The organism is Polynucleobacter sp. MWH-UH19D (genome assembly GCF_040409795.1).
Lineage (GTDB): Bacteria > Pseudomonadota > Gammaproteobacteria > Burkholderiales > Burkholderiaceae > Polynucleobacter.
In genome coordinates this window covers 872254-894871 of the sequence record NZ_CP099571.1, presented here as the reverse complement: position 1 = coordinate 894871, position 22618 = coordinate 872254, and the positions used below count along the sequence as shown (strand labels likewise).

The following is a 22618-nucleotide window of genomic DNA, read 5'->3' as shown; positions in this document are numbered from 1 at the left end:
GCCACTACCCAGCCAAATGAATCATGCTGATCCACTAGTTTTGTACGGTGAGAGCTTTGCTAGTCGCTTGCTCTTAGGCACTTCTCGCTATCCTTCACCGCAGATTTTGGAAAATGCTGTGCTTGCCGCCAATCCTGCGATGATTACGGTAAGCCTACGTCGCCAAGGTTCCAGCACCGCTGAAGCACACAGTGGCTTTTGGGATTTGCTAAAAAAAATGGCTGTTCCAGTATTACCAAACACGGCAGGCTGTCATAGTCCACAAGAAGTCATCACAACCGCTCAGATGGCACGTGAAGTATTCGAAACGAATTGGATTAAGTTAGAGCTCATTGGCGATGACTACACCTTGCAACCAGATACCCTGCGTTTAGTTCAAACAGCTGAAACATTAATTAAAGATGGCTTCAAGGTATTGCCCTACTGTACTGAAGACTTAATTTTGTGCCAACGTTTGGTAGATGCTGGTTGTCAGGCTATCATGCCATGGGCTGCCCCAATTGGCACTGGACAGGGGCCGCTCAATCCTTATGCAATGAAACTGTTGCGTGATCGTATCCAGGTCGCTCTGATTGTTGATGCTGGTCTTGGCTTGCCATCTCATGCCTGTAGCGTGATGGAATGGGGATTTGATGGCGTCTTACTCAATACTGCAGTAGCTCTTTCAGAAGACCCTGTTGCGATGGCAAAGGCGTTTACCATGGCCACCCATGCCGGGCGAAGCGCCTTCCTATCTGGCGCCATGAAACCTCAAACATCTGCGCAAGCTAGCACCCCGCTCGTTGGTACCCCCTTTTGGCACCAAAGCTAAGGAATTAAAGGTAATTAGATGAGCTTAATACGAGATTTAGCAGACCAAATTATTGCGGCGCATCGCCATGATGAGTTGTGTTTGCCAATCCCAAGCTATTCCATTAGCTCTCCACCGCCTCGCATAGACAATGAACTCGCTACAGATCATTACGAACTCGCAGGTGCTCTAGCTGCAATTGAGATGGGTTTTATAGAACCCGATGCGAAAACGCTGGGCAAAGCTTGGTCACGGATGACCATTCAGGATGGCGGCTTTAATCCGTTTAAGTGGCCAAGCAGACCAGAGCACTTTGATTTGTTGCCATGGACTCGGAACATGAACCCGAAGGCATTTAAGGAGTGCCCCAAGCGTTTAGGTCTTTATGGTGTCATGCCAGATGCAGATTGGGTAAAGCGCATGGTGGAAGCTGAGTTACCCACTGTTCAATTGCGCTTTAAGTCTGAAGATCGATACAAGATCAGAAAACAAATTAAAGAAGCTGTTAAGGCTACTGAAGGTAGTAAAACTTTGTTATTCATTAATGATTACTGGGAAGAAGCGATTGATGCGCAAGCATACGGCGTTCATCTCGGCCAAGAAGATTTGGAGCATGCTGATCTTGAGCAAATCCGATCCGCTGGACTTAGATTGGGTATAAGCACCCATGGCTATGCAGAAATGGTGATTGCAGATCGCTTTTGTCCCAGTTATATCGCTATGGGAGCAGTCTTTCCAACCAATCTAAAGCAAATGCCTACTGCACCCCAAGGCTTAGGTAGGCTATATCAATACGCCAAACTCATGAGTCATTACCCATTGGTAGCCATCGGGGGTATTGATCAAGAAAGTATTCATGCAGTGGCTAAAAGTGGTGTTGGCTCTATTGCGGTTGTGCGTGCCATCACTCAAGCCAATGACCCCAAGGCGGCTGTAAAACATTTACAAGAGTTGATGCGCGCCTAATTCATCCGCGTCGCAATCACAATAGGCTAGCTTTTTTTCTCATCCAATAAAGCAGTTGGGTAAAAATCGTGCATATGCCATAAGGGTCCTGGGCCCTCACCTATACTCAAAAAACGACCTGCTTCAAGTCCGGCTTCCACATATGCAATTCCTTTAGCAACTGCATGAGATAAGTCATGACCAGCTGCGAGGTAAGTCGCTATTGCAGATGCCAATGAGCAACCCGTACCATGGGTGTTTGCAGTATTGACGCGATAATGCTTGAACTCTTTAGACTGCACAACCTCAAGATCATCTTCATTAGTCCGCCACATTAAGTAATCGGTAATTTGTGTATGGGCACGATCAAGATGCCCTCCCTTAATGAGAACAGACTGTGAGCCCAGATCTAATAGTTCTTGCGCGGCTGATTTAAATTCATCAGGACTCGCAATATCACGGCCCAACAATAAGGATGCTTCATCCATGTTTGGAGTGACCAAGAAAGCCAGTGGAAACAGCTCTTTAATAATTGCTTGCGCAGTGTCATCGCCACCTAGACTAGCGCCAGAGGTAGCACGTAATACGGGATCTAAAACTACTTTTTTAGACCCATATTTACGTAAAGTTTTTGCTACTGTTTGCACGATTTCAGGGCTAGCCAGCATCCCAATCTTAACGATATCAACACCAATATCCGATATAACCGCATCGATCTGAGACTCAACTACATCTAGATCCACATCCTGAATCCGTGTAACTCCCAGCGTATTCTGTGCCGTAATGGCGGTAATCACAGACATCCCGTAGCCGCCTAAGGCAGTAATTACCTTGAGGTCCGCCTGAAGGCCTGCTCCACCGCCGCTATCAGAACCAGCAATGGTTAGCACCTTGGGAATCTGTACAGAAGTGGGGAGAAGTGTTTCCATCTTGCTATAATATCGGCTTATTCCTCGATAGCTCAGTCGGTAGAGCGCCGGACTGTTAATCCGTAGGTCCCTGGTTCGAGCCCAGGTCGAGGAGCCAAATACCAAAACCCTCAGAGAAATCTGGGGGTTTTCGTTTTTATACCTCTCCTTTTAAGATGAACTGAGCGCAGATTCTTGATGGGTGTCTGTTATGCTTTATCAAGCTATTACAAATCATCATCAGAATGAAGTTAATAATAGGAGACAACCATGTTACAAAGCAGCTTATCTAAAGCTCTCGGCCTAACAAGCAAAGTACTCACCATTCTCACAGCGTCCTTACTTGTTAATACTGGACCCACTTTTGCGCAATCCGATTATCCAAATAAGCCCATTCGTTTTATTGTGCCGTTTCCAGCTGGCGGTGCCACTGACAATATTGCAAGACCGCTGCAAAACGAACTATTAAACACCGCCAAATGGAACGTAGTAATTGATAACAAGCCTGGAGCTGGCGGGAATATCGGCGCAGAAATTGTTTCTAAAGCTGCGCCCGATGGTTACACATGGCTCATGGCTTCAGTGGGTACCCATGGAATCAATTTACCGCTCTATACACAAGGCGGTGGAAAGCTTCCATTTGATCCAATCAAGGATTTCACACCTATTTCTTTAGTGGCTGAATTGCCAAATGTTCTCGTATTAAATCCAGAATTCGCCGCCAAGAACAATATCAACACTGTTAACGACTTAATTGCCTATGCAAAAGCCAATCCCGGCAAAGTAAATATGGCATCGAGTGGTAACGGTACCTCCATACACATGGCAGGCGAGCTCTTTAAATCCATGACGAAAACATACATGGTGCATTTACCGTATAAGGGAAGCCCCCCTGCTGTAACAGATCTTATGGCAGGTAACGTCGATATCATGTTTGATAACCTGCCATCTTCAATTAACTATATTCGCGCAGGACGCTTGAAGGCATTAGCGGTAACTAGCGCAAAACGTTCGCCAGCATTTCCTGATTTGCCAACGATTGCCGAGGCAGCCAATCTACCTGGTTATGAGGCAACCTCGTGGTTTGGCGTTGTTGGGCCAGCGAATATGCCAGCGGATATTCTCAACAAAGATAGTGTCACACTCATGGCGGCAATCAATAGTCCATCTGTAAGAGAAAAATATTTAGCAATGGGTGCGCAACCGGTTGGCAATACTCCTACCCAGTTCTCTGCTTTTATTAAAAATGAAATCGCTAAATGGACTAAGGTTGTAAAAGACTCTGGCGCAAAGGTTGACTAGCAATCTTCTTGCGCATCTGACCATTAACTGTCAAATCATAAGAGGGCTCACTGCCCTCTTTTTTATTTACCCAATTGAGAGAGTAACTTGCTAGGGGATATTACCTCTTGATCTAAGATCAACTCAATGAGGGCACCCTTTTTGCTTTCAAGTGCTTTGGTAAATGCAGCTGCAAATTCTTCTGTTTTAGTAACCCTGAAACCTGGAATACCAAAGCTATCCGAGAATTTCACAAAATCAGGATTTGTTAATCCAGTAGCTATGACGCGAGACTTAAATTCTCGTTCCTGATGCATCCGAATAGTTCCTAGCATGTTGTTATTCACAACAAAGATAATTGGAAACGCATCGTATCGAGCTGCCGTTGCTAACTCTTGGCAGTTCATCATAAAGTCACCATCACCACAAACTGCGATCACCGCCTTATCTGGATGAACAATTTTTGCCGCTATAGCAGCTGGCAAGCCATAACCCATCGATCCGTTTGCGGGAGCTAACTGCGTTTTAAATGGCCCATAGGGATAAAAACGATGCACCCATGTTGCAAAGTTTCCTGCGCCATTGGTCACTATCGAATCACGAGGAATGGAATCTTGTAGAGAGCTCATGATTTGCGCTAATTGCAGATCTCCAGGCACAGTAACTGGACTAGCAAAGGCAAGGTATTCAGCATGAGATGCTTTTCCTGCATTAGAGTCATAATTGCCATGCATCTTGATTGCACTCAAAGCAGAGCAAAAATTTTCTGGACTGCAATTGAGTGCGAAGTCAGGTCGATAAACGCGACCTAATTCTTCTGAGCCTGAATGAACGTGTATCAAAGTATTGTTTACTTTTGGAACCTTGAATACGCTATAGCCTGCAGTTGTCATTTCGCCGAGGCGCTCTCCAATAACCAGCAACACATCAGCACTCTGCACACGTTTCACTAATGCCGGATTGGCACCAATACCCAAGTCACCAGCAAAGATGGCATCAAGGTTATCAACGAGATCTTGTGAGCGAAAACTGGTAGCAACAGGCACACCTTCTTGATTTGCCCAAGCAGAAAGCTTATCGCAGGCTGCGCGATTCCAATTTCCACCACCAGCAATAATCATTGGGCGTTTGGCGTTGGCAAAAACTTGCATGGCTTGATTAAATGCGTTTACATCCAAGCCTGGCTGAACAATATGTGCTGGGGCAACTGGATGTTCCTCTCCAGTCATATAAAGCACATCTTCTGGTAAGGCCAGAACTACCGGCCCCTTTCTACCCGCTTGTGCCACATGAAACGCATGGGAAACAAATTCGTCAATGCGATCCACGCGATCGATGCTTCCCACCCATTTTGCGCATTCAGAATACATACGACGGTAGTCAATTTCCTGAAACGCCTCACGCTCCACCATATCCGTACCAACTTGGCCAACCAATAAAACCATTGGGGTAGAGTCTTGATATGCGGTATGAACCCCAACCATCGCATTGGATGCCCCAGGTCCACGTGTAACCATGATGACGCCTGGCTTACCCGTCAATTTCCCATAGGCTTCTGCCATGTATGCAGCACCGCCCTCTTGACGACAGGTAATAAATTGGAATTGGGGATGATCAACCAAGCCGTTTAACAATGGCAAAAAACTTTCACCAGGAACGCCAAAGGCTAAATCCACACCCTGCCTTACCAGAGCATTTGCCAAAATTTGGCCGCCATTTAGCGGCTTACCTGATGTCTCCATACTTTTGCCTTCTTTTGTCTTCTTTTAGAAGTCTGCTGACTTTATGGCAAATTATCACACTTTGCCTTTTGGGCATTTATTTACGCTTTGCCTGGCATATACTTTTAAAGATCAAAAAATAAATTAATCCAATTGGGGACAATCACATGAGGTTATTTGCTTATCGGAATTCAGATGGCACTGAAAGCGTTGGGGCAATGATTAAAGGAAGCGCTAATGAATTCGTAAACCTATGCGCTACCGATAGCCAGATTCCAAATAACCTGCAATCCATCATCGCCGATGAAGAGCTGTTGAGTCGGGTTAAAACCGCTCTTGATAACTCCGGTGCCATACGTGGCAATACTAGCTCCATTTCCTTTAAGCCTCCTATTGAAAAACCTGGAAAAATTGTATGCATGGGTCTCAATTACGCCGACCACGCCAAAGAAGGTGGCAATGCAAGGCCTGAATATCCTAGTTTTTTTATGCGCGGCCCAAGCTCGCTAACATCGCATTTAGGTCCGATTATCAAACCACGCGTTTCAGACAAATTAGATTACGAAGCGGAGCTTGCATTTGTTGTTGGCAAAAAAGTACGGCATCTCACCCTAGACACTGCATTGGATTGTGTAGCTGGGTATAGTATTTTTAACGATGGCAGCATCCGCGACTACCAACGCAAAACGACTCAATGGACTATCGGCAAGAACTTTGATCAGACTGGCGCATTTGGCCCTTGGTTGGTCACGCCAGATGAACTGCCTACTGGTTGCCATGGTCTTAATATTCAATCACGCTTAAATGGTCAAGTAATGCAGAATGCAAATACCAAGGATTTTCTCTGGGGTATTGCAGAGACCATTATGTTAATTACTGAATGCATGACTTTAGAGCCTGGCGATGTGGTGATCACTGGAACGCCCGCAGGGGTTGGGTACGCCAGAAATCCTCCAGTTTTTATGAAGGCTGGAGATATTTGCGAAATCGAGATTGAATCTATTGGCGTATTAAAGAACACGATTGTTGACGAGTAGCCTCGCTAGAAAACCTTGGGTATGCGAAAACCCTCTGCATTGATGCCTAAAGTGCTATTTTGACGGGTTTGAGATCAGGCAAATACCCTAATCAAGCATTAAAATGGCGTAATGACAAAAACGCCTGAACTCCTTGCCCCAGCGGGTAGCCTCCAAATGCTCCAGACTGCTTTTGATTTTGGAGCAGATGCGATTTATGCCGGACAGCCACGCTATTCCTTACGCGTTCGAAATAACGACTTTGGAAAAATTGAAGTCTTAAAACAAGGCATTGATACTGCACACGAGTTAGGCAAAAAGTTTTACCTAGTCTCAAATTTACTGCCCCATGGTGCAAAAACACGCACCTACATCCGTGATATGTCCCCTGTAGTTGCCCTCAAGCCTGATGCACTGATCATGTCAGACCCAGGGCTAATCATGATGGCTAGAGAGGCATGGCCAGAAATGCCGATTCATTTATCAGTACAAGCAAATACGGTAAACGGGGCATCAGCTAAATTTTGGCGCTCAGTTGGCATTAGTCGAGTAATTCTGTCTCGAGAACTGTCATTCGATGAAATTGAAGAGGTTCGCCAAGACTGCCCTGAAATGGAATTAGAAGTTTTTGTTCATGGTGCTTTATGCATTGCTTACTCTGGACGCTGCCTGCTCTCTGGTTACATGTCTCATCGTGACTCCAATCAAGGGGCATGCACCAATGCTTGTCGGTGGGACTACAAGGTTAAGCCTGGACAACAAAATCAAAGTGGTGATGTGGTACTACTTCAGGAGGCAAGACGACCTGATGATTTAATGCCAATGGAAGAAGATGAGCACGGAACCTACATCATGAACTCTAAGGATCTGCGCGCGATTGAGCACATTGAGAGACTGACTAAGATGGGTGTTGACTCGTTCAAAATTGAAGGTCGCACCAAATCACCTTACTACGTAGCACGCACCTGCCAAGCCTATCGCTCTGCAATCAATGACGCCGTGGCAGGCAAACCATTTAATACAACATTATTGGGCAACCTAGAGGGGCTAGCAAACCGAGGTTACACCGATGGTTTTTATGAGCGCCACCATGACAAAGAGTATCAACTCTATATGCGAGGTCATTCTTTATCCGGAAGAAGTTTGTATGTCGGTGAAACCTTAGATGTGGATCATGCAACTGGACGAGTGAAGATTGATGTCAAGAATCGCTTTTCAGTTGGCGACAAACTAGAAATCATTGAACCCAATGGCAATCAAGATATCGTCCTAGATCAAATGTGGAATCTCAACGGCGAACCAATATCCGTTGCACCTGGATCTGGACACTTTGTCTGGATTAAGTTCGCACTCAAAGGCAACAAAGCTTATATTGCTCGCTACACCAATGAACCTGCACCCATTGAGACAATGAGCTCTTGCTCAAATAGTGAATCTTGCTGCAATGCCTAACTCGAATTGATTGAATTCTGATATGAATACCGCTTTAAAAGCCAATGCATCAAGATTAAGTTTTAAAGAAAAATTAGTAGATGAGGCAAAAAAAGCATTTGCTCTAACTCTTTATTTGGGCACATGGTTTTGCGCTCTAGCATTTTTAGCGGCTACTTTGCTTGAAGAGCGCCCTATTCCACTCAGCATTTTTGGCTTCGCTTTAGTAAAAGCAGGAATTACTGCGAAGTTCTTATTAATTGGGCAAGCAATTTATCCAGTGAAGGTTGATAAGGCCCATGGCATTGTTAAATCGCTCTTTGTGGTATCACTTATTTATATAGTAATTGTTTTAGGCTTAAATTATCTTGAGGCAGGTATTGAAGGCCTCTTTCATGGCAAGCACTTTTTGGCATCCATGGCATCCTTTGGTCAAGCAAACCCCTTAAGACTACTTGCCATGTCAATTGTGTATTGGCTAATCATTTGGCCATACTTAATGCTTGCAGGTATGCAACTCATCATGGGTCAAGAACATATTTTGAGTCTATTTTTTGGGTCAAAAAATTCACGTACCAACTAAGTTGAATGTGATGACCCGTTCTTGGGGAATATTTCAAGCACTGCTGATTCAAGCTGGCCTTGTATCACTTGCCTTATTGATCTTACCAAATGCTCATTCCCAAGAAATTGAAGCACGAGCATATTCGAATGCACCAATAGGCATCAACTTTCTCACTGGTGGTTTAGCGCAGGCCAAAAGTGGTTCATACACGCTAAACACTCAAGCCCTCAGCCTTACTCATGTTATTGATGTCGCAGGTCAATCAGGTCGATTAACTTTGGTACTACCCTATGCTGAATTATCGGGGACCGGGCAAGTAGGCGCACAAACAATCAACGCTTCCGCCGAGGGGCTATCCGACCCTCTCATCAAAGCATCAGTCAATTTATACGGCGCACCAGCGCTTACCAATAGTGAATTCATAAACTATCAGCAAGATTTAATTATTGGGGCAAGTATTGCGGCATCGATTCCCTGGGGGAAGTACAACAGTAATCAGATGATAAATGTGGGAGCCAATCGATCTCTTATTCAGCCAGCAATGGGGCTCTCTCAAGCCGTCGGGCCTTGGCGACTCGAACTTGCGGGCATGGCAACTATTTATACCAGTAACAATAATTACATGGGTAGCAATACGCTCTCGCAAAACCCCATTTATTCAGGTGAAACCCATCTGATTTACTACTTTCCTAGTACAGCTTGGATTTCTGCTGATGCGACGTATTTCACAGGCGGCCAAACCTATCTCAATGGTTTGCCAGTAAATGGCACACAAGAGAATTGGCGTTTTGGCAGCACTCTGTCTTACCCGCTTGATAAGAGCAACTCCATTCGCCTCAGTGCGAGTAAAGGGGTTTACTCACGAACTGATACCAGCTACAACGCGGTAGGTATTTCTTGGCAATACCGCTGGGGCGGAAGCCCTTAAACAGAGCATCGCTGGTATCGCTACAATCAAGCTAAATACAAAATAAATAGAATTAGATCGAGACCACCCAAATATATATGAGCTCGAACTCCAAAGATAAAAAATCTGCCCCTGAAAGCGGTCTGCGCAAAGGCTTGACTAGTTATGGAGACAAAGGCTTCTCTTTATTTTTGCGCAAGGCGTTTATTAAAGGTGCTGGCTATACCAATAGCGCATTAGATCGCCCAGTCATTGGCATCATCAATACAGGTAGCTCTTACAACCCTTGTCATGGCAATATGCCGCAACTCATTGAGGCAGTAAAACGTGGCGTGATGCTTGCAGGCGGGCTGCCAATGGACTTCCCGACGATTTCCATTCATGAAAGTTTTTCATCTCCCACATCAATGTATCTGCGCAATTTAATGTCCATGGATACAGAAGAGATGCTACGCGCTCAACCCATGGATGCGGTAGTCATGATTGGAGGTTGCGATAAGACTGTGCCCGCGCAATTAATGGGGGCCGCTTCAGCAGGCTTGCCTGCAATACAGTTGATAACCGGCTCTATGCTGACGGGCTCACATCGTAGCGAACGCGTTGGTGCCTGCACGGATTGTCGACGTTATTGGGGAAAATTTCGCGCTGGCGAGATTGATGAGCTTGAAAAGGATGAGGTGAATGACCAACTAGTGGCCAGCGTAGGTACTTGCTCGGTCATGGGCACAGCTAGTACTATGGCTTGTATCTCCGAGGCACTGGGTATGACGGTTCCTGGTGGCGCATCGCCACCTGCAGTAACTGCAGATCGCATTCGTGTTGCGGAGGAGACAGGGACTCGAGCCGTACAAATGGCCAAGGATGGTTTAACCATCGACAAGATTCTCACAGCAGATGCTTTTGAGAACGCTATGCGCGTTCTATTAGCAATCGGCGGATCAACCAATGGGATTGTCCACTTAGCAGCCATTGCTGGGCGCATGGGTCTTGAAATCGATCTAAATGCCTTAGATAAGATGGGTGATGAGACGCCTGTCCTGTTAGATTTAAAGCCATCAGGTGATCACTACATGGAGAACTTCCATGATGCAGGCGGCATGACTACTTTGCTGCGCGAACTCAAGCCACTACTCAAGCTTAATGCCATAACCGTTACTGGCAGAACTTTAGGCGAAGAGATTGATGCAGGACCTCCTAGCTTCAAGCAAGATGTCATTCGTAAATTAAATGACCCCATTTATCCTCGCGGCAGTATTGCTGTCTTGCATGGTAATTTAGCGCCTGGCGGTGCGATCATCAAACAGTCTGCCGCTAATGAAAAGCTCATGGAACATGAAGGTCGTGCCGTGGTCTTTGAGAACGCAGAAGATCTAGCGAACCGCATTGATAGCCCTGATCTCGATGTCACCTCAGATGATATTTTGGTACTGAAAAATATTGGCCCTAAGGGGGCCCCAGGCATGCCTGAGGCAGGATACATCCCTATTCCAATGAAGTTGGCTCGTGCTGGAGTAAAGGATATTGTGCGGATTTCTGACGGCCGTATGAGTGGCACTGCTTTTGGAACTATTGTGTTGCACGTTACCCCCGAGTCTGCAATTGGTGGCCCCCTTGCATATGTACGCAATGGTGATCGCATTCGTCTCTCGGTTAAAAATCGTGAAATTAGCTTGCTGATTAGCGCCGAAGAACTAGCGAAACGCGCCAAGGAAAATCCTGTAGTGACTCCAACGGCCGAACGAGGATATAAGAAATTATTCCTTGATACGGTGATGCAAGCAGACAAAGGCGTAGATTTTGATTTTCTGCGAGCGCCAAAAATAGTTGGTAAGACTCCTAAAATCTAAGTTCAAACGGGTTGTTTTGAAATATTTGTGGGGCTAAAGATTGCGCAGTTCTCGGCGCAATATCTTCCCAACATTTGATTTAGGAAGATCATTTACAAATACAACTTTTCTAGGTCTCTTATAACTGGTTAGAGACTCTTTGCAATACTGCAAAACATCCGCTTCGGTCAGATGATGATCAGACCTCACGATATATGCTTTGACTATCTCCCCAAGTTTGCGATGAGGCACACCAATGACTGCACACTCTCGCACTCCAGGCATGCGTGACAATATATCTTCGACATCATTTGGGAATACTTTAAATCCTGCGACCACAATCATGTCCTTTTTGCGATCTACGATTTGAATGTGGCCACTTTCAGTGATCAAACCAATATCCCCAGATTTAAAGTAGCCATCTGAGGTCATGCAGTTTGCCGTTTCGTCTGGCTTATTCCAATAGCCAGCCATGACTTGAGGACCTTTAATGCAAATTTCTCCAGGGGTGCCATCTGGAACCTGAACCTCATCTTCATCGAGAATAACCACATCCGTGCTTGGCATGGGAGGGCCAATATGCCCCGTGAAATGATTTTCTAAAGGACTGTTGACGCAGACTACCGGTGAGGTTTCTGATAAGCCATAGCCTTGTGCGATTGGGCATCCAGTAAGGGCTTGCCAATGATCGGCTGTTTTTCGATGAACAGCCATACCGCCACCGATAGTCACCAATAAATTGGAAAACTTAACCTTTTTAAATTCTGGACGATGTATTAGTGCATGGAATAAAGTGTTCACACCAGGAAAGATATTAATTTTGGGGTGCTTGATAAGTAACTTGATAAAGCCATCAATATCTCGAGGGTTGGCAACCAGAATGAGCATGGCACCTTTAGCGATTCCCAGAAAAGCACAGGCAGTTAAAGCAAATATGTGTGTCATTGGCAGCGCACACAAGAACTGTAGTTGTTGGTCTTCATTCTTGAGCCCAGGATTCAACCACATCTTTATTTGTGCTAAATTAGATAGAATATTTTTATGAAGCAGCACGGCGCCTTTAGAGACCCCGGTAGTACCCCCGGTGTACTGTAAAAAGGCTATATCGTTCAAGTTAATGGAGGGCTTCTGAAACACCCTTCTTTGACCAATTGCAAGCACCTCTTTAAATCTAATGTGATTAACGTTCCATTTCGGAATCATTTTTTTCACATTGCGCGCCACCCAATCAACAAGATGCCCTTTCATGCCCAATAATTCACCAGGGCTACTGACAATCACAGTGCCCACACGGACTGAATCAGCAATTTGCTCATAGATATGAGCAAAATTTTCCATCAAGACAATAACGGCGCCCCCGCTATCGAGTAATTGCTCTTTAAGTTCTCGCGCTGTATACAGAGGATTAATGTTCACCACGACATAACCAGCACGCAGAACACCAATCATCGCAATCAAATATTCAATTACATTTGGATACATTAAGGCGATGCGAGCGCCCTTCTCAAGGTTCAAGCTCTGCAAATAGGATGCGAAGTCTTTAGATAGCCGATCAATCTCTTGGTATGTAAACGACTTACCCATCGACACGGCTATATGTCGATTACCAAACTGGTCAAAGCAAAACTCAAAAAACTCGGCTAAAGATGAATACTCCAGGGGACCGATTTCTGGATCTACGCCTGGAGGATAATTTTTAACCCAAGGTTTTGAATTGCTCATGCTATTTTCAAACACCTATAAAGTAAATTAATAAGTTAAATCTAAACTAATTTTTTAGCAGTTTTTAATACCTTTAGGGCACCCCATCCAAGAGCCAACACCTTACTGGCCCACTTAGGCTTGTAATGGGCCAGTGCTGCAAAAGCGCTGGTCCATAACAAAGGATTGTCCCTTACAAAATGAAATGCATCGATGCCCTTATCAGCCCAAGATAAAGGCTTTTGCCATGGTTCAAAATGATGCGCCATATCAAGTCGCTCTTTTTGGGATTGCATTTGCAATTCAGAGCGTCTGTCCAATAAATCTTTCAGCTTTTGACTCATAAGTTAACGATTTAGCGCTTCAGTATCTTTTGCAAGCTCAGCAATTGATGCCTCAAACAATTTAGGCATGGTTCGCAATGACTGAATAACCAAAGCGGCCAAGATCATGCCAATGGATAGAAAAGCACCAGCAAGCAAACTAAGTGCCATCAATCGGTCAGACTCCCAATTGTAGATAACAATCAAGAGCGCAAGCATCAACAACCCAAAGAACAGAAAAAATAATGCGGATACGATCATGACAAATGACTGCAGAAATTGAACCCTGGCGATTTGCACATCGACTGACAGAAGCTCTAAGCGCGTTTTTGCAATTGACGCGCCAGTAGCTACCAGATTTTTTATAGAGGACAGTAAGTTTTCTTGGGACATAAACTTTTAGCGTCGACGGATTAATAGACCAATCAATATGCCTAACCCAGCAGCCACACCAATAGCCTCCCATGGATTACGATGCACAAACTCGTCGGCTCCAGCTGCTACATCCTTAGCCTTATCAGCCAGACCTCCCTCTAGACTTGCAATTTTTTCCTTGGCGCCTGAAATTGTTTCTAAAGCCTTATCGCGTAAGTTTGCGATCGTTTCGCTAGGATTATCGTGGGTTGCCTTAATTAAAGCTTCGGCATCAACTACTAGGGATTTAAACTCCTCAATAAGTTGATCCGCGTGTTCAGATTTTTTTGCTGTCATCTTAGTCCTCTGTATTGAGGTCTATTCTAAGCATTTCTATACTTAGACCCAAGAAGTAATACAGTTATTCCAGCATTAGAGGTCTTGAAATGCCGTATATATCGCTTCAGTCCCGGCCTCTTCTTCATCAAATCATGAAAGGCGGCGCTTCCATAAGGAACGTTTTCCCCGAAGAAATACTCCTCAACCCGGTCTGCATGGTGATTGCTCTCAAGCGCTTCGTGTATGGCTCGTTTAATGCGACCACCTTCTCCACTAGAGCCATACCCATGAATCAAAATAATAGACTTCATTCCCAACTCTTGGAGATCGCGAATTTTATCTGCAAGGATATCCATTGCATCCTCCACGCTTGGATTACCTTGCTTGATATTAAATTCAACTACATCTACAGCAAGAAGTGGAGGTATAGATGATCCGCAGTGAGGACACTCACCAAATAGACCTCGAGTATTTCCACACTCAGAACACTCGGCAATCTGAGTCACAAGAACCCTAAATTCAGATTACGAACAATACTTCGATTCAAGCGTAGCAGCATTATTGGATTTATCATCCACCATCAAATTTAGCTTTTTATAAGCCAATTCTTTGTTTTCGATGGTTTTAAGGTGTCTATCAATCAAGCTGGCTACATCTTTGCGAATAGATGTATTGCCATATTGCAAAACCTTCAATGTTGATACCGCCTCTGCAGAGATCTTGCATTGCTGACTGACTAACTCAGATGAATCGGAAGATACGTTTGCATATGCAAATGCAGCCAAAGTAATTGTTGCGCCTGCTAATAATATTTTTTTCATCTTAGTTCCTTATTTTGTGACCACATGTTGGACAGCACCCCATATCTTTCGCTCGCGTTTTTCTAAGAGCGGCATACACGCTGGACTCTGAGATTTCCATTTTTCTAGCGGCTTGAGCTGCACTCATCCCCCTTCCAATCCACTCCAAAGCTTGATGTGTTTTCGGTGTTTGTTTCTTCATTTCATCTCCCAGTCTTCACACTATATCACAACTTCACAACATGTGAAGTTGTGAAGTTGAATAATTACCTAAGAAAAACCCTAATAAATCCACATCATTTGCAAAATTCGGGATTAAAAATTGGAGAAATCAGCTAAATACAGCCTGAGGGAATGGCGATAGTATTATTTGGGGAAACAAAGGAGTCATTTATGTATCGCGTTGCACTACTCATCACCATTGCCCTGGGCATAAGCGCTTGCGCTAATAACGACAAAAAGATCAGCTCATGGGAGGTAAACGACGTTTATCAATCAACTATCGTCACCCCAAATCCTGCGACTGGTGGCAAAACATTTACAGGCCCATCCATCAACACGATGGATGAAGCCAATACCTATGAAATGTTTAATCTTCGAACCGCAGAATCACAGCAAGGTGTAAAGACCTATGAAATTCAGGTGCACCTCACCTACTTTAATCAGGTGCGTGACTATTACTCCGCCAGCCTTATGGGTGCGCCAGCAAGCAATTTCAAAGTCATTTCTAAGGAAGCGGGACTATGTGAGCCTCGGGGATGCATGTTTAAAGAACTACTATCCATCAAGGTAACCGATGCATTCTTAAAACAAAACCTAAAAAATGGATTTGAGCTCAAGATTGGATCTAAAGCTGGCATTACGACTGTTGTATATATTCCGCCCCAGTACATTCAGGGCTACCTAAAAGCCGTAGATGGCATAAGCTATTAGGGTTTTAGAGTCGAATCTGATCAGTATTGATTATTTTTAACCAACAAAAAACCGCCCGAAGGCGGTTTTTTGATTAGCAGCTAAAACGAATTAAGCAGCTTTACGGCTTTTTGCAGCAGGCTTTGCTACAGCATATTTGCCCTGGAGGCTAGCCAATGCAGCGTCAACATTCTTTTCAAAGTTAGCGAATGCATCAGTAGCAGTTGCACGTACTTGGTCAAACTGTTGAATAGAAGCTTCGAATGCAGTTTTGAATGCAGATACAAAAGCCTCAGAACCAGCAGGAGCAGATTTAGTAGCTTCTTTAACAAACTTAACTAAATCATCACGAGCATCATCAATAGAAGCATCAACAACTTGAGCTACTTCTTTGTTGCCGTTACGAACAACTTTGCTAACTTTAGCTTGATAAGCAGCAGCATACTTAGCAGCTTCTTGAGCAGCTTCAGGCTGAGCCAACTTAGCTAATTGTTGAGCATCTTTGATAGCCAACAACTGTGAGCTAGCATCTTGAGCAGCAGCCAATGCATCTTTAGCAGCAGCTTGGTTGATTTCTGCCAATTCTTGAGCACTTTCAACAGCTACTTGTGCCAAATGTTTAGCATTCTCAACAGCTTTAGCTTGAGCTTGAGCGATTTGATCGTTTAATTGATTTTGGAACATGATTAATCCTTTATGAATATGGTTACATTTTTTTGTTGCGATGCACCATTGTTCCAAACTTTTTGCTGTATTGCAACAATTATTTGCTGCTAAGCAACAAATAATATTCTATATAAGAATTATCCCTTTATTATCAGTAAGTTATGAAAACTAATAGGCAACAAAAAACCCAGAAATTCACTGAATTTACTGGGTTTATTTGCAAAGTACTGGCGGAGACGAGAGGATTCGAACCTCCGATCAGAGTTTTAGCCCCGATGCTCCCTTAGCAGGGGAGTGCCTTCGACCAGCTCGGCCACGTCTCCGTACTTTTTACTGCGGTTTACTGCTTAACTTGCGCCCCACAGTTTAACGGATAACCGCTTCTGAGGGGTTTTATTGACCTTCTGATAGGTTTATTTCTGATCTAACTCAAACGCCTTGTGTAAGGCGCGTACTGCCAATTCCATATATTTCTCATCAATCACTACAGATATTTTGATTTCACTAGTAGAGATCATGAGGATATTGATGCCCTCTTCCGATAATGTGCGGAACATTTTGCTCGCAATACCTACATGGGAACGCATTCCAACACCAACAACAGACACCTTAGAAACTTTAGGGTCACCTGAAATTTCTTTAGCTTCAATATGCGCTTGTACGGTGTTCTTCAGAATATCCAAGGCCTTTTGATAATCAGCGCGTGGTACGGTAAAGGTGAAGTCCGTTTTGCCATCAACTGATTGGTTCTGAATGATGATGTCCACATCAATATTTGCATCAGCGATGGGACCCAAAATTTGATAAGCAATACCTGGTCGATCAGGAACTCCGAGAACGGTAATCTTCGCTTCATCACGCGCAAAGGCGATACCGGAAATAACGGCGGCTTCCATAGTGCTATCCTCTTCAAATGTAATCAAGGTGCCAGACTTCATCTCTTGGTCTAAAGGCATCAATGGGTCTGTCAACGATGACAGAACACGGGTTTTAACTTTGTACTTACCAGCAAACTCGACAGAACGAATCTGCAATACCTTCGAGCCTAAGCTGGCCATCTCTAGCATCTCTTCAAAGGTAATCTTATCTAGGCGGCGCGCATCTTCACAAACACGCGGATCGGTTGTGTAAACACCATCAACGTCTGTATAGATGAGACACTCATCAGCCTTTAGTGCGGCCGCCATTGCTACGGCCGAGGTGTCTGATCCACCACGACCCAAGGTGGTGATATTCCCCTCTGGGTCCACACCTTGGAATCCCGTCACCACCACAGCGCGACCTGCTTTCAGGTCACTCAAAATCTTTTGGTCATCAATACTTTTAATACGCGCCTTGGTAAATGATGAATCAGTATTGACTGTGACCTGCCAACCGGCATAACTAACTGCATCAATGCCTTCATTCATTAAAGCCAAAGCTAAGAGACCGGAGCTGACCTGCTCACCTGTAGAGGCAATTTGATCCAACTCACGTGGACTTGGATTTGGATTAATTTCTTTTGCCAAGCCTAACAAGCGATTTGTCTCGCCTGACATTGCCGATGGCACAACTACTACTTGATGGCCAGCACGCATCCACTTTGCAACGCGCTTTGCAACATTCGCAATGCGTTCAACAGAACCCATCGAAGTGCCGCCATATTTATGAACAATTAGAGCCATAAAAATCGTCTGTTAAATAGGAAAAATATTTCCAATGATCTTAAAAGTGCTTTATTTTACAGGGTTTTAAGCTCTAGCTAAGCGTCTGAAGCCACTCTGGCCAAACCCTAGCTCCCGAATAAATTAAATGCGGGTAGCTCACCCCTACCCCAGCGACGGCGATGAGATCCTCGCCGATATAAAGCAAAGGCGCATGCCTCTGCCAAGGAGGAACATCACCCTCTTGAAATAAATTTTTTAGAGTTCTGCGGGGTGCATTAGGCTTAATTTGCATTTTTTCAGCACCAGATCTTTTCTTGGCATGAATTAAGCCTTTCTTTTGAGCTTCAGTAATCCAGGCAGCACTTACTCCTGGGTTTTTACTTCTACTTGCTACAGGCTTAAAAATCCATCCCCCTGCATCAATATCTTGCGCGGTTGGTACTTGTAATTGATTTCGCCAAAATCGAATAGTTTTCCCGTCATGCAACCATTCCAATTGGGCATCTGACTTCACTGTTGAAAGATCTTGCCACCAAGCATTAAGCCTTTCCTGTGAAGGCATACCAAGACCATTGCTTTTCAGCCAGTAACGCAAAACATTATTCGCTGCTGGTAGGTCACGTTTTGCGAGAGATTTAAGTTGCCTTACGTCAAGGCTCTCTTTTTGATAAATAGGTTTGCCATCAATTTGAGCTAAGCGGTCCAATAGGATCTGTGACTCACCCATCAAGCCAGCACTTCTTGCAAGATTAGCAACCGCCTCTGATTGCAGTTTTTCTAATTTAGGAATAATTTGCTTGCGTATTGCATTGCGCTTAAATACATCATCCTGATTGCTTGGATCCTCTATCCACTTAAGCCGATGCGCTTTTGCATATGACTCAAGTTCAGCTCGGCTTTGATTTAGTAGCGGACGCCATAGCGTGATATGTGTATTTTGAGATTTCAAGTCACGCATGTCAGGCATGCCAGATAATCCTGCAATACCTGAACCTCGCAGCAATTGCAGAAGCACTGTTTCCGCTTGATCATTTTGATGATGTGCAAGCAATAGATCTGTCACACCATGCTCTTCACAAAGATCCGCTAAGGCTTCATACCGGCCCTTGCGGGCACGCCCTTCAATATTGCCAATGCTGCCTTGAACTCCTAAGTGCAATAAGCGAAAGTCAAAGTGAATTCGATATTTTTTGGCAAGTTTTTCACAAAATAATAGCCAATCATCAGCCAACTTTTGCAAGCCGTGATGAATATGAAAGGCAAAGATTTCTACTGCGGGGGCTTTACCTTGGGTTTGCGAACGACAAACCGTATCCAGCAACACTACCGAATCCAGGCCGCCACTAAGGGCAACCGCAATTCGCTTCGTTGCCTTAGGACTTTGACGTAACTTCCTTGAACTTGCCATAACTCATTAAGCGCTCATGGCGTCGCTCAAGTAATGCATCGGTTTTCATACCATCAAAAGTCTTGAGCGATTCTGCAAGTGCCTTGCGCATATTGCTCATCATCACATCGTAATCACGATGAGCGCCACCAATTGGCTCTGCAACAATCTTATCAATCAAGCCAAGCACCTTTAGTCGTTGAGCAGTTAAGCCTAGCTGCTCAGCTGCTTCAGAGGCCTTATCCGCCGTCTTCCACAAAATGGAGGCACAACCCTCAGGAGAAATTACAGAATAGGTGGAATTTTGCAACATCAAAACCACATCGCCCATTGCAATTGCAAGGGCTCCTCCTGAACCACCTTCACCAATGATGGTGGCAATAATAGGCACTTCTAACTCAGCTTGAACATAGAGGTTGCGTCCAATCGCTTCAGATTGATTACGCTCTTCCGCATCAATACCGGGGAACGCACCTGGCGTATCGACAAAGGTAAATACCGGAATACCAAATTTTTCAGCAAGCCGCATCAAACGCATTGCTTTGCGATAACCCTCAGGGCGACTCATACCAAAGTTGCGCAAGGCACGCTCTTTGGTATCACGACCCTTTTGATGACCTATCACCATACAGGGTTCTCCATCAAAACGCGCTAAGCCGCCAATAATCGATTGATCATCTGCAAAAGTACGATCACCATGCAGCTCATGAAAATCCGTAAATAAGGCACTGACGTAATCCAGCGTGTAAGGTCTTTGAGGATGTCTAGCGACTTGAGAAACTTGCCATGGTGTCAAATTGGCATACACATCTTTAGTGAGCTGAAGACTTTTTTCAGAAAGCGTTTTGATCTCATCGGAAATATCCACCGATGACTCATCTTGCACAAAACGCAGCTCTTCGATCTTTGACTCCAATTCGGCGATTTGCTGCTCAAAATCCAGGAAAGTCGTTTTCATAGTCTGATTTTAATATTCAACCGGAATGGGGTCGATACTTCTCCACATATACCAAGTGGCAACCGTACGCCACGGGGCCCAATTTGCCGCTACTTCCCTCGCCTCATGACGGCTAACAGGCTCCCCGCTGAAGTAATTGAGGGAAATAGCCTTAATTAGGCCAATATCATCCAAAGGAAGGATATTGGGACGGATGAGGTTAAAAATGAGGAACATTTCTGCTGTCCAGCGTCCAATACCCCGAATTGAGCTTAATTCCTCAATCACGCTCTCGTCGTCCATATTTTTCCATTGATTGGCATGAAGACGACCTGAGTCAAAATGGTCAGCTAAATCTCGAATATATTCGACCTTGCGCCCAGAAAGACCTGCGCCGCGCAACTCCTCCACTGATAAAGCCAAAATGTTTTTAGGGCTCATCTTTTTCTTGCTTGCAAGAAGCACCCTATCCCAAACGGCTTGCGCAGCAGTCACAGAAATTTGTTGACCAACGATTGCTCTGGCAAGCGTCGTAAACGCATCGCCTCTAGTAACTAAAAATCCAGAACCGTACTTAGGAATGATTTTTTTCATGATGCGATCTTGTTTCATTAAATCGCGACAAGCTTGCTCCCAATAGTCTGGGGCACCTGGATTAGAGGCTAATTTTTCTTTGGTGGTCACCACTATGCTCTACGCCATTCCGTAATTCCACCAGGCTTATCCTCCAGAACAATACCTTGGTCAAGTAAGGTTTTACGAATGAGGTCTGCTTTAGCAAAATCTTTTGACTGCTTCGCAGCGGCACGTGCAGCAATTTGATCTTCAATGTCCTGCGCTTGTAAACCATCACCAGTCTTAGACCCCATCTGCAAGAATTGAGTTGGATCCTTTTGCAAGAAGTTCAGAACGCCTCCCAGAGCCTTCAGATGAGACGCAAGAGTAACTTTGTCCTGACCTTGAGCGCGGTTGACCTCGCTCGCTAACTCAAATAAAACGGCAATCGCTTCAGGAGTATTGAAATCATCATTCATTGCCTCAGTAAAGCGCTGAACCCATGGGCTATTACCATCTAAAGCAATGTTAGTTGCAGTTGGGACTTGTGCCAAAGCTGTATACAGGCGCACTAAACCAGAGCGCGCTTCCTCTAATTGCGCGTCACTGTAATTAATTGGGCTTCGGTAATGCGCCTTGAGCATAAAAAATCTCAATACCTCGGGATCGAAACTCTTTAATACATCCCGAATGAGAAAAAAGTTACCCAAGGATTTAGACATTTTTTCTTCATTTACACGGATGTGCCCGTTATGCATCCAATAATTTACAAATGGCGCATCATCCTCTTTGCGATCCTGGCCATACAAGGCCCCTTCACTTTGGGCAATCTCATTTTCGTGATGCGGAAACTGCAAGTCAGCTCCGCCACCATGAATGTCAAAATGTTCACCCAGTAAATCGCATGACATGGCAGAGCATTCAATATGCCAACCTGGTCTACCTTCACCCCACGGAGAAGACCAGCGGGTATCCGCCGGCTCTTCTGGTTTAGCGCTCTTCCATAAAACAAAATCAAGCGGGTCACGTTTTCCACCGCCCACTGCTACACGCTCGCCAGCATTTAACTCATCTAAAGTTTTTCCTGATAGCTGCCCATACCGAGGGAGTAAACGAACTGCGAAGTTCACATCACCATCTTCAGCCTGATAAGCCAGTTCATTTTCAATTAATCTACCGATCATCCCCTGCATTTGTTTAATGTAGTCGGTAGCACGTGGCTCTTGATCGGGATGCATTAGCCCAAGCTCATCCGAATCTGCATGCATAGCATCTATGAAACGATTGGTCAGCGCTGCAATGGGCTCACCATTCTCAAGGGCGCGATTAATTATTTTGTCGTCAATATCTGTGATGTTGCGAACATAAAGCACTTCATAACCACTTGCCCTTAACCAGCGAACCACCATGTCAAAGACAATCATGACCCTAGCATGTCCAATGTGGCAAAAGTCATAGACTGTCATGCCGCAAACGTACATCCTTACCTTGCCTGGCTCGATGGGCTTAAAAACCTGTTTTGAACGGCTAAGGGTGTTATAGATGTGCAGCATAGGGGTATAAAGAAGGGGTAAGGCGACGCTAATTTGTTAGACTGAGCGCTGAGTA

23 protein-coding genes and 2 tRNA genes are annotated in these 22618 nt (G+C 44.7%); 10 read left to right on the top strand and 15 right to left on the bottom strand.

The window, feature by feature from the left end; genetic code table 11:
- Nucleotides 1–16: 16 nt before the first annotated feature.
- Nucleotides 17–811 carry a thiazole synthase gene (locus tag NHB34_RS04580; RefSeq protein WP_353428539.1) on the top strand — a complete coding sequence of 265 codons (795 nt, stop codon included), beginning with the start codon at nt 17–19 and terminating at the stop codon, nt 809–811.
- 18 nt (nt 812–829) lie between these two features.
- Complete coding sequence (gene thiE / locus NHB34_RS04575; protein ID WP_353428448.1) at nt 830–1756, top strand: thiamine phosphate synthase; 927 nt, start codon at nt 830–832, stop codon at nt 1754–1756.
- Nucleotides 1757–1782: 26 nt separating this feature from the next.
- On the opposite strand, the gene thiD is transcribed toward thiE, so the two are convergent.
- A complete protein-coding gene (gene thiD / locus NHB34_RS04570; RefSeq protein WP_353428447.1) occupies nt 1783–2664 on the bottom strand; it encodes a bifunctional hydroxymethylpyrimidine kinase/phosphomethylpyrimidine kinase in 882 nt (293 codons plus the stop codon).
- A gap of 21 nt (nt 2665–2685) precedes the next feature.
- Between thiD and NHB34_RS04565 the strand changes: the two genes are divergently transcribed.
- Together NHB34_RS04565 and NHB34_RS04560 are read left to right on the top strand one after the other, a co-directional pair.
- Nucleotides 2686–2761 (top strand) — tRNA-Asn (locus NHB34_RS04565).
- 152 nt (nt 2762–2913) lie between these two features.
- Nucleotides 2914–3945, top strand: a complete 1032-nt coding sequence (locus NHB34_RS04560) for a tripartite tricarboxylate transporter substrate binding protein (RefSeq protein WP_353428446.1) — start codon at nt 2914–2916, stop codon at nt 3943–3945.
- A gap of 62 nt (nt 3946–4007) precedes the next feature.
- On the opposite strand, the gene NHB34_RS04555 is transcribed toward NHB34_RS04560, so the two are convergent.
- Nucleotides 4008–5666, bottom strand: coding sequence for a thiamine pyrophosphate-binding protein (locus tag NHB34_RS04555; protein WP_353428445.1), 1659 nt, complete (start codon nt 5664–5666; stop codon nt 4008–4010).
- A gap of 146 nt (nt 5667–5812) precedes the next feature.
- Here NHB34_RS04555 and NHB34_RS04550 point away from each other — a divergent pair, with 146 nt between their 5' ends.
- From NHB34_RS04550 to NHB34_RS04530, 5 genes are all read left to right on the top strand, one after another.
- Complete coding sequence (locus NHB34_RS04550) at nt 5813–6682, top strand: fumarylacetoacetate hydrolase family protein (RefSeq protein ID WP_353428444.1); 870 nt, start codon at nt 5813–5815, stop codon at nt 6680–6682.
- A 111-nt stretch (nt 6683–6793) separates the two neighbouring features.
- Nucleotides 6794–8113 (top strand): tRNA 5-hydroxyuridine modification protein YegQ, encoded by a 1320-nt coding sequence (yegQ, locus tag NHB34_RS04545; protein WP_353428443.1) that lies wholly within the window; start codon nt 6794–6796, stop codon nt 8111–8113.
- A 22-nt stretch (nt 8114–8135) separates the two neighbouring features.
- On the top strand, nt 8136–8675 hold the full coding sequence (locus NHB34_RS04540) for a hypothetical protein (protein ID WP_353428442.1): 540 nt from the start codon (nt 8136–8138) through the stop codon (nt 8673–8675).
- A gap of 10 nt (nt 8676–8685) precedes the next feature.
- Complete coding sequence (locus tag NHB34_RS04535) at nt 8686–9585, top strand: transporter (protein WP_353428441.1); 900 nt, start codon at nt 8686–8688, stop codon at nt 9583–9585.
- A 77-nt stretch (nt 9586–9662) separates the two neighbouring features.
- On the top strand, nt 9663–11411 hold the full coding sequence (locus tag NHB34_RS04530) for an IlvD/Edd family dehydratase (RefSeq protein WP_353428440.1): 1749 nt from the start codon (nt 9663–9665) through the stop codon (nt 11409–11411).
- Between the two features lie 33 nt (nt 11412–11444).
- On the opposite strand, the gene NHB34_RS04525 is transcribed toward NHB34_RS04530, so the two are convergent.
- The 6 genes from NHB34_RS04525 to NHB34_RS04500 are packed head-to-tail and all read right to left on the bottom strand — an operon-like array spanning nt 11445 to nt 14928.
- Nucleotides 11445–13112, bottom strand: a complete 1668-nt coding sequence (locus NHB34_RS04525; protein ID WP_353428439.1) for an AMP-binding protein — start codon at nt 13110–13112, stop codon at nt 11445–11447.
- A gap of 41 nt (nt 13113–13153) precedes the next feature.
- The gene (locus NHB34_RS04520; RefSeq protein ID WP_353428438.1) at nt 13154–13435 is read right to left on the bottom strand and encodes a YqjK-like family protein; all 282 of its coding nucleotides are present in this window, start codon (nt 13433–13435) and stop codon (nt 13154–13156) included.
- Between the two features lie 3 nt (nt 13436–13438).
- The gene (locus NHB34_RS04515; protein ID WP_353428437.1) at nt 13439–13807 is read right to left on the bottom strand and encodes a phage holin family protein; all 369 of its coding nucleotides are present in this window, start codon (nt 13805–13807) and stop codon (nt 13439–13441) included.
- A 6-nt stretch (nt 13808–13813) separates the two neighbouring features.
- Nucleotides 13814–14125: a DUF883 family protein gene (locus NHB34_RS04510; RefSeq protein WP_353428436.1), complete on the bottom strand. Its 312-nt coding sequence runs from the start codon at nt 14123–14125 to the stop codon at nt 13814–13816.
- 26 nt (nt 14126–14151) lie between these two features.
- A complete protein-coding gene (locus NHB34_RS04505; protein ID WP_353428435.1) occupies nt 14152–14613 on the bottom strand; it encodes a Smr/MutS family protein in 462 nt (153 codons plus the stop codon).
- 18 nt (nt 14614–14631) lie between these two features.
- The gene (locus tag NHB34_RS04500; RefSeq protein WP_353428434.1) at nt 14632–14928 is read right to left on the bottom strand and encodes a hypothetical protein; all 297 of its coding nucleotides are present in this window, start codon (nt 14926–14928) and stop codon (nt 14632–14634) included.
- A gap of 372 nt (nt 14929–15300) precedes the next feature.
- On the opposite strand from NHB34_RS04500, the gene NHB34_RS04495 reads away from it, so the two are divergent.
- Complete coding sequence (locus NHB34_RS04495; RefSeq protein ID WP_353428433.1) at nt 15301–15840, top strand: hypothetical protein; 540 nt, start codon at nt 15301–15303, stop codon at nt 15838–15840.
- 90 nt (nt 15841–15930) lie between these two features.
- On the opposite strand, the gene NHB34_RS04490 is transcribed toward NHB34_RS04495, so the two are convergent.
- From NHB34_RS04490 to cysS, 7 genes are all read right to left on the bottom strand, one after another.
- Entirely contained in the window at nt 15931–16503 is a 573-nt protein-coding gene (locus NHB34_RS04490) for a phasin family protein (RefSeq protein WP_353428432.1), read from the bottom strand.
- 210 nt (nt 16504–16713) lie between these two features.
- Nucleotides 16714–16808, bottom strand: a tRNA-Ser gene (locus tag NHB34_RS04485).
- Between the two features lie 90 nt (nt 16809–16898).
- Nucleotides 16899–18149, bottom strand: a complete 1251-nt coding sequence (locus NHB34_RS04480; protein ID WP_353428431.1) for an aspartate kinase — start codon at nt 18147–18149, stop codon at nt 16899–16901.
- Nucleotides 18150–18222: 73 nt separating this feature from the next.
- On the bottom strand, nt 18223–19539 hold the full coding sequence (gene tilS, locus NHB34_RS04475; protein ID WP_353428430.1) for a tRNA lysidine(34) synthetase TilS: 1317 nt from the start codon (nt 19537–19539) through the stop codon (nt 18223–18225).
- Nucleotides 19505–20476, bottom strand: coding sequence for an acetyl-CoA carboxylase carboxyltransferase subunit alpha (locus NHB34_RS04470; protein WP_353428429.1), 972 nt, complete (start codon nt 20474–20476; stop codon nt 19505–19507). Before NHB34_RS04470 ends, tilS begins: the two co-directional genes overlap by 35 nt.
- Before the next feature lie 9 nt (nt 20477–20485).
- Complete coding sequence (locus NHB34_RS04465; protein WP_353428428.1) at nt 20486–21139, bottom strand: DNA-3-methyladenine glycosylase; 654 nt, start codon at nt 21137–21139, stop codon at nt 20486–20488.
- A 2-nt stretch (nt 21140–21141) separates the two neighbouring features.
- The gene (cysS, locus tag NHB34_RS04460) at nt 21142–22563 is read right to left on the bottom strand and encodes a cysteine--tRNA ligase (RefSeq protein ID WP_353428427.1); all 1422 of its coding nucleotides are present in this window, start codon (nt 22561–22563) and stop codon (nt 21142–21144) included.
- Between the last annotated feature and the right edge of the window lie 55 nt (nt 22564–22618).

Excerpts from the sequence above, each read along its gene's own strand:
- NHB34_RS04580 (WP_353428539.1), top strand. The coding sequence starts at position 17 with ATGAATCATGCTGATCCACTAGTTTTGTACGGTGAGAGCTTTGCTAGT.
- thiE (WP_353428448.1), top strand. The coding sequence starts at position 830 with ATGAGCTTAATACGAGATTTAGCAGACCAAATTATTGCGGCGCATCGC.
- thiD (WP_353428447.1), bottom strand. The coding sequence starts at position 2,664 with ATGGAAACACTTCTCCCCACTTCTGTACAGATTCCCAAGGTGCTAACC.
- NHB34_RS04560 (WP_353428446.1), top strand. The coding sequence starts at position 2,914 with ATGTTACAAAGCAGCTTATCTAAAGCTCTCGGCCTAACAAGCAAAGTA.
- NHB34_RS04555 (WP_353428445.1), bottom strand. The coding sequence starts at position 5,666 with ATGGAGACATCAGGTAAGCCGCTAAATGGCGGCCAAATTTTGGCAAAT.
- NHB34_RS04550 (WP_353428444.1), top strand. The coding sequence starts at position 5,813 with ATGAGGTTATTTGCTTATCGGAATTCAGATGGCACTGAAAGCGTTGGG.
- yegQ (WP_353428443.1), top strand. The coding sequence starts at position 6,794 with ATGACAAAAACGCCTGAACTCCTTGCCCCAGCGGGTAGCCTCCAAATG.
- NHB34_RS04540 (WP_353428442.1), top strand. The coding sequence starts at position 8,136 with ATGAATACCGCTTTAAAAGCCAATGCATCAAGATTAAGTTTTAAAGAA.
- NHB34_RS04535 (WP_353428441.1), top strand. The coding sequence starts at position 8,686 with ATGACCCGTTCTTGGGGAATATTTCAAGCACTGCTGATTCAAGCTGGC.
- NHB34_RS04530 (WP_353428440.1), top strand. The coding sequence starts at position 9,663 with ATGAGCTCGAACTCCAAAGATAAAAAATCTGCCCCTGAAAGCGGTCTG.
- NHB34_RS04525 (WP_353428439.1), bottom strand. The coding sequence starts at position 13,112 with ATGAGCAATTCAAAACCTTGGGTTAAAAATTATCCTCCAGGCGTAGAT.
- NHB34_RS04520 (WP_353428438.1), bottom strand. The coding sequence starts at position 13,435 with ATGAGTCAAAAGCTGAAAGATTTATTGGACAGACGCTCTGAATTGCAA.
- NHB34_RS04515 (WP_353428437.1), bottom strand. The coding sequence starts at position 13,807 with ATGTCCCAAGAAAACTTACTGTCCTCTATAAAAAATCTGGTAGCTACT.
- NHB34_RS04510 (WP_353428436.1), bottom strand. The coding sequence starts at position 14,125 with ATGACAGCAAAAAAATCTGAACACGCGGATCAACTTATTGAGGAGTTT.
- NHB34_RS04500 (WP_353428434.1), bottom strand. The coding sequence starts at position 14,928 with ATGAAAAAAATATTATTAGCAGGCGCAACAATTACTTTGGCTGCATTT.
- NHB34_RS04495 (WP_353428433.1), top strand. The coding sequence starts at position 15,301 with ATGTATCGCGTTGCACTACTCATCACCATTGCCCTGGGCATAAGCGCT.
- NHB34_RS04490 (WP_353428432.1), bottom strand. The coding sequence starts at position 16,503 with ATGTTCCAAAATCAATTAAACGATCAAATCGCTCAAGCTCAAGCTAAA.
- NHB34_RS04480 (WP_353428431.1), bottom strand. The coding sequence starts at position 18,149 with ATGGCTCTAATTGTTCATAAATATGGCGGCACTTCGATGGGTTCTGTT.
- tilS (WP_353428430.1), bottom strand. The coding sequence starts at position 19,539 with ATGGCAAGTTCAAGGAAGTTACGTCAAAGTCCTAAGGCAACGAAGCGA.
- NHB34_RS04470 (WP_353428429.1), bottom strand. The coding sequence starts at position 20,476 with ATGAAAACGACTTTCCTGGATTTTGAGCAGCAAATCGCCGAATTGGAG.
- cysS (WP_353428427.1), bottom strand. The coding sequence starts at position 22,563 with ATGCTGCACATCTATAACACCCTTAGCCGTTCAAAACAGGTTTTTAAG.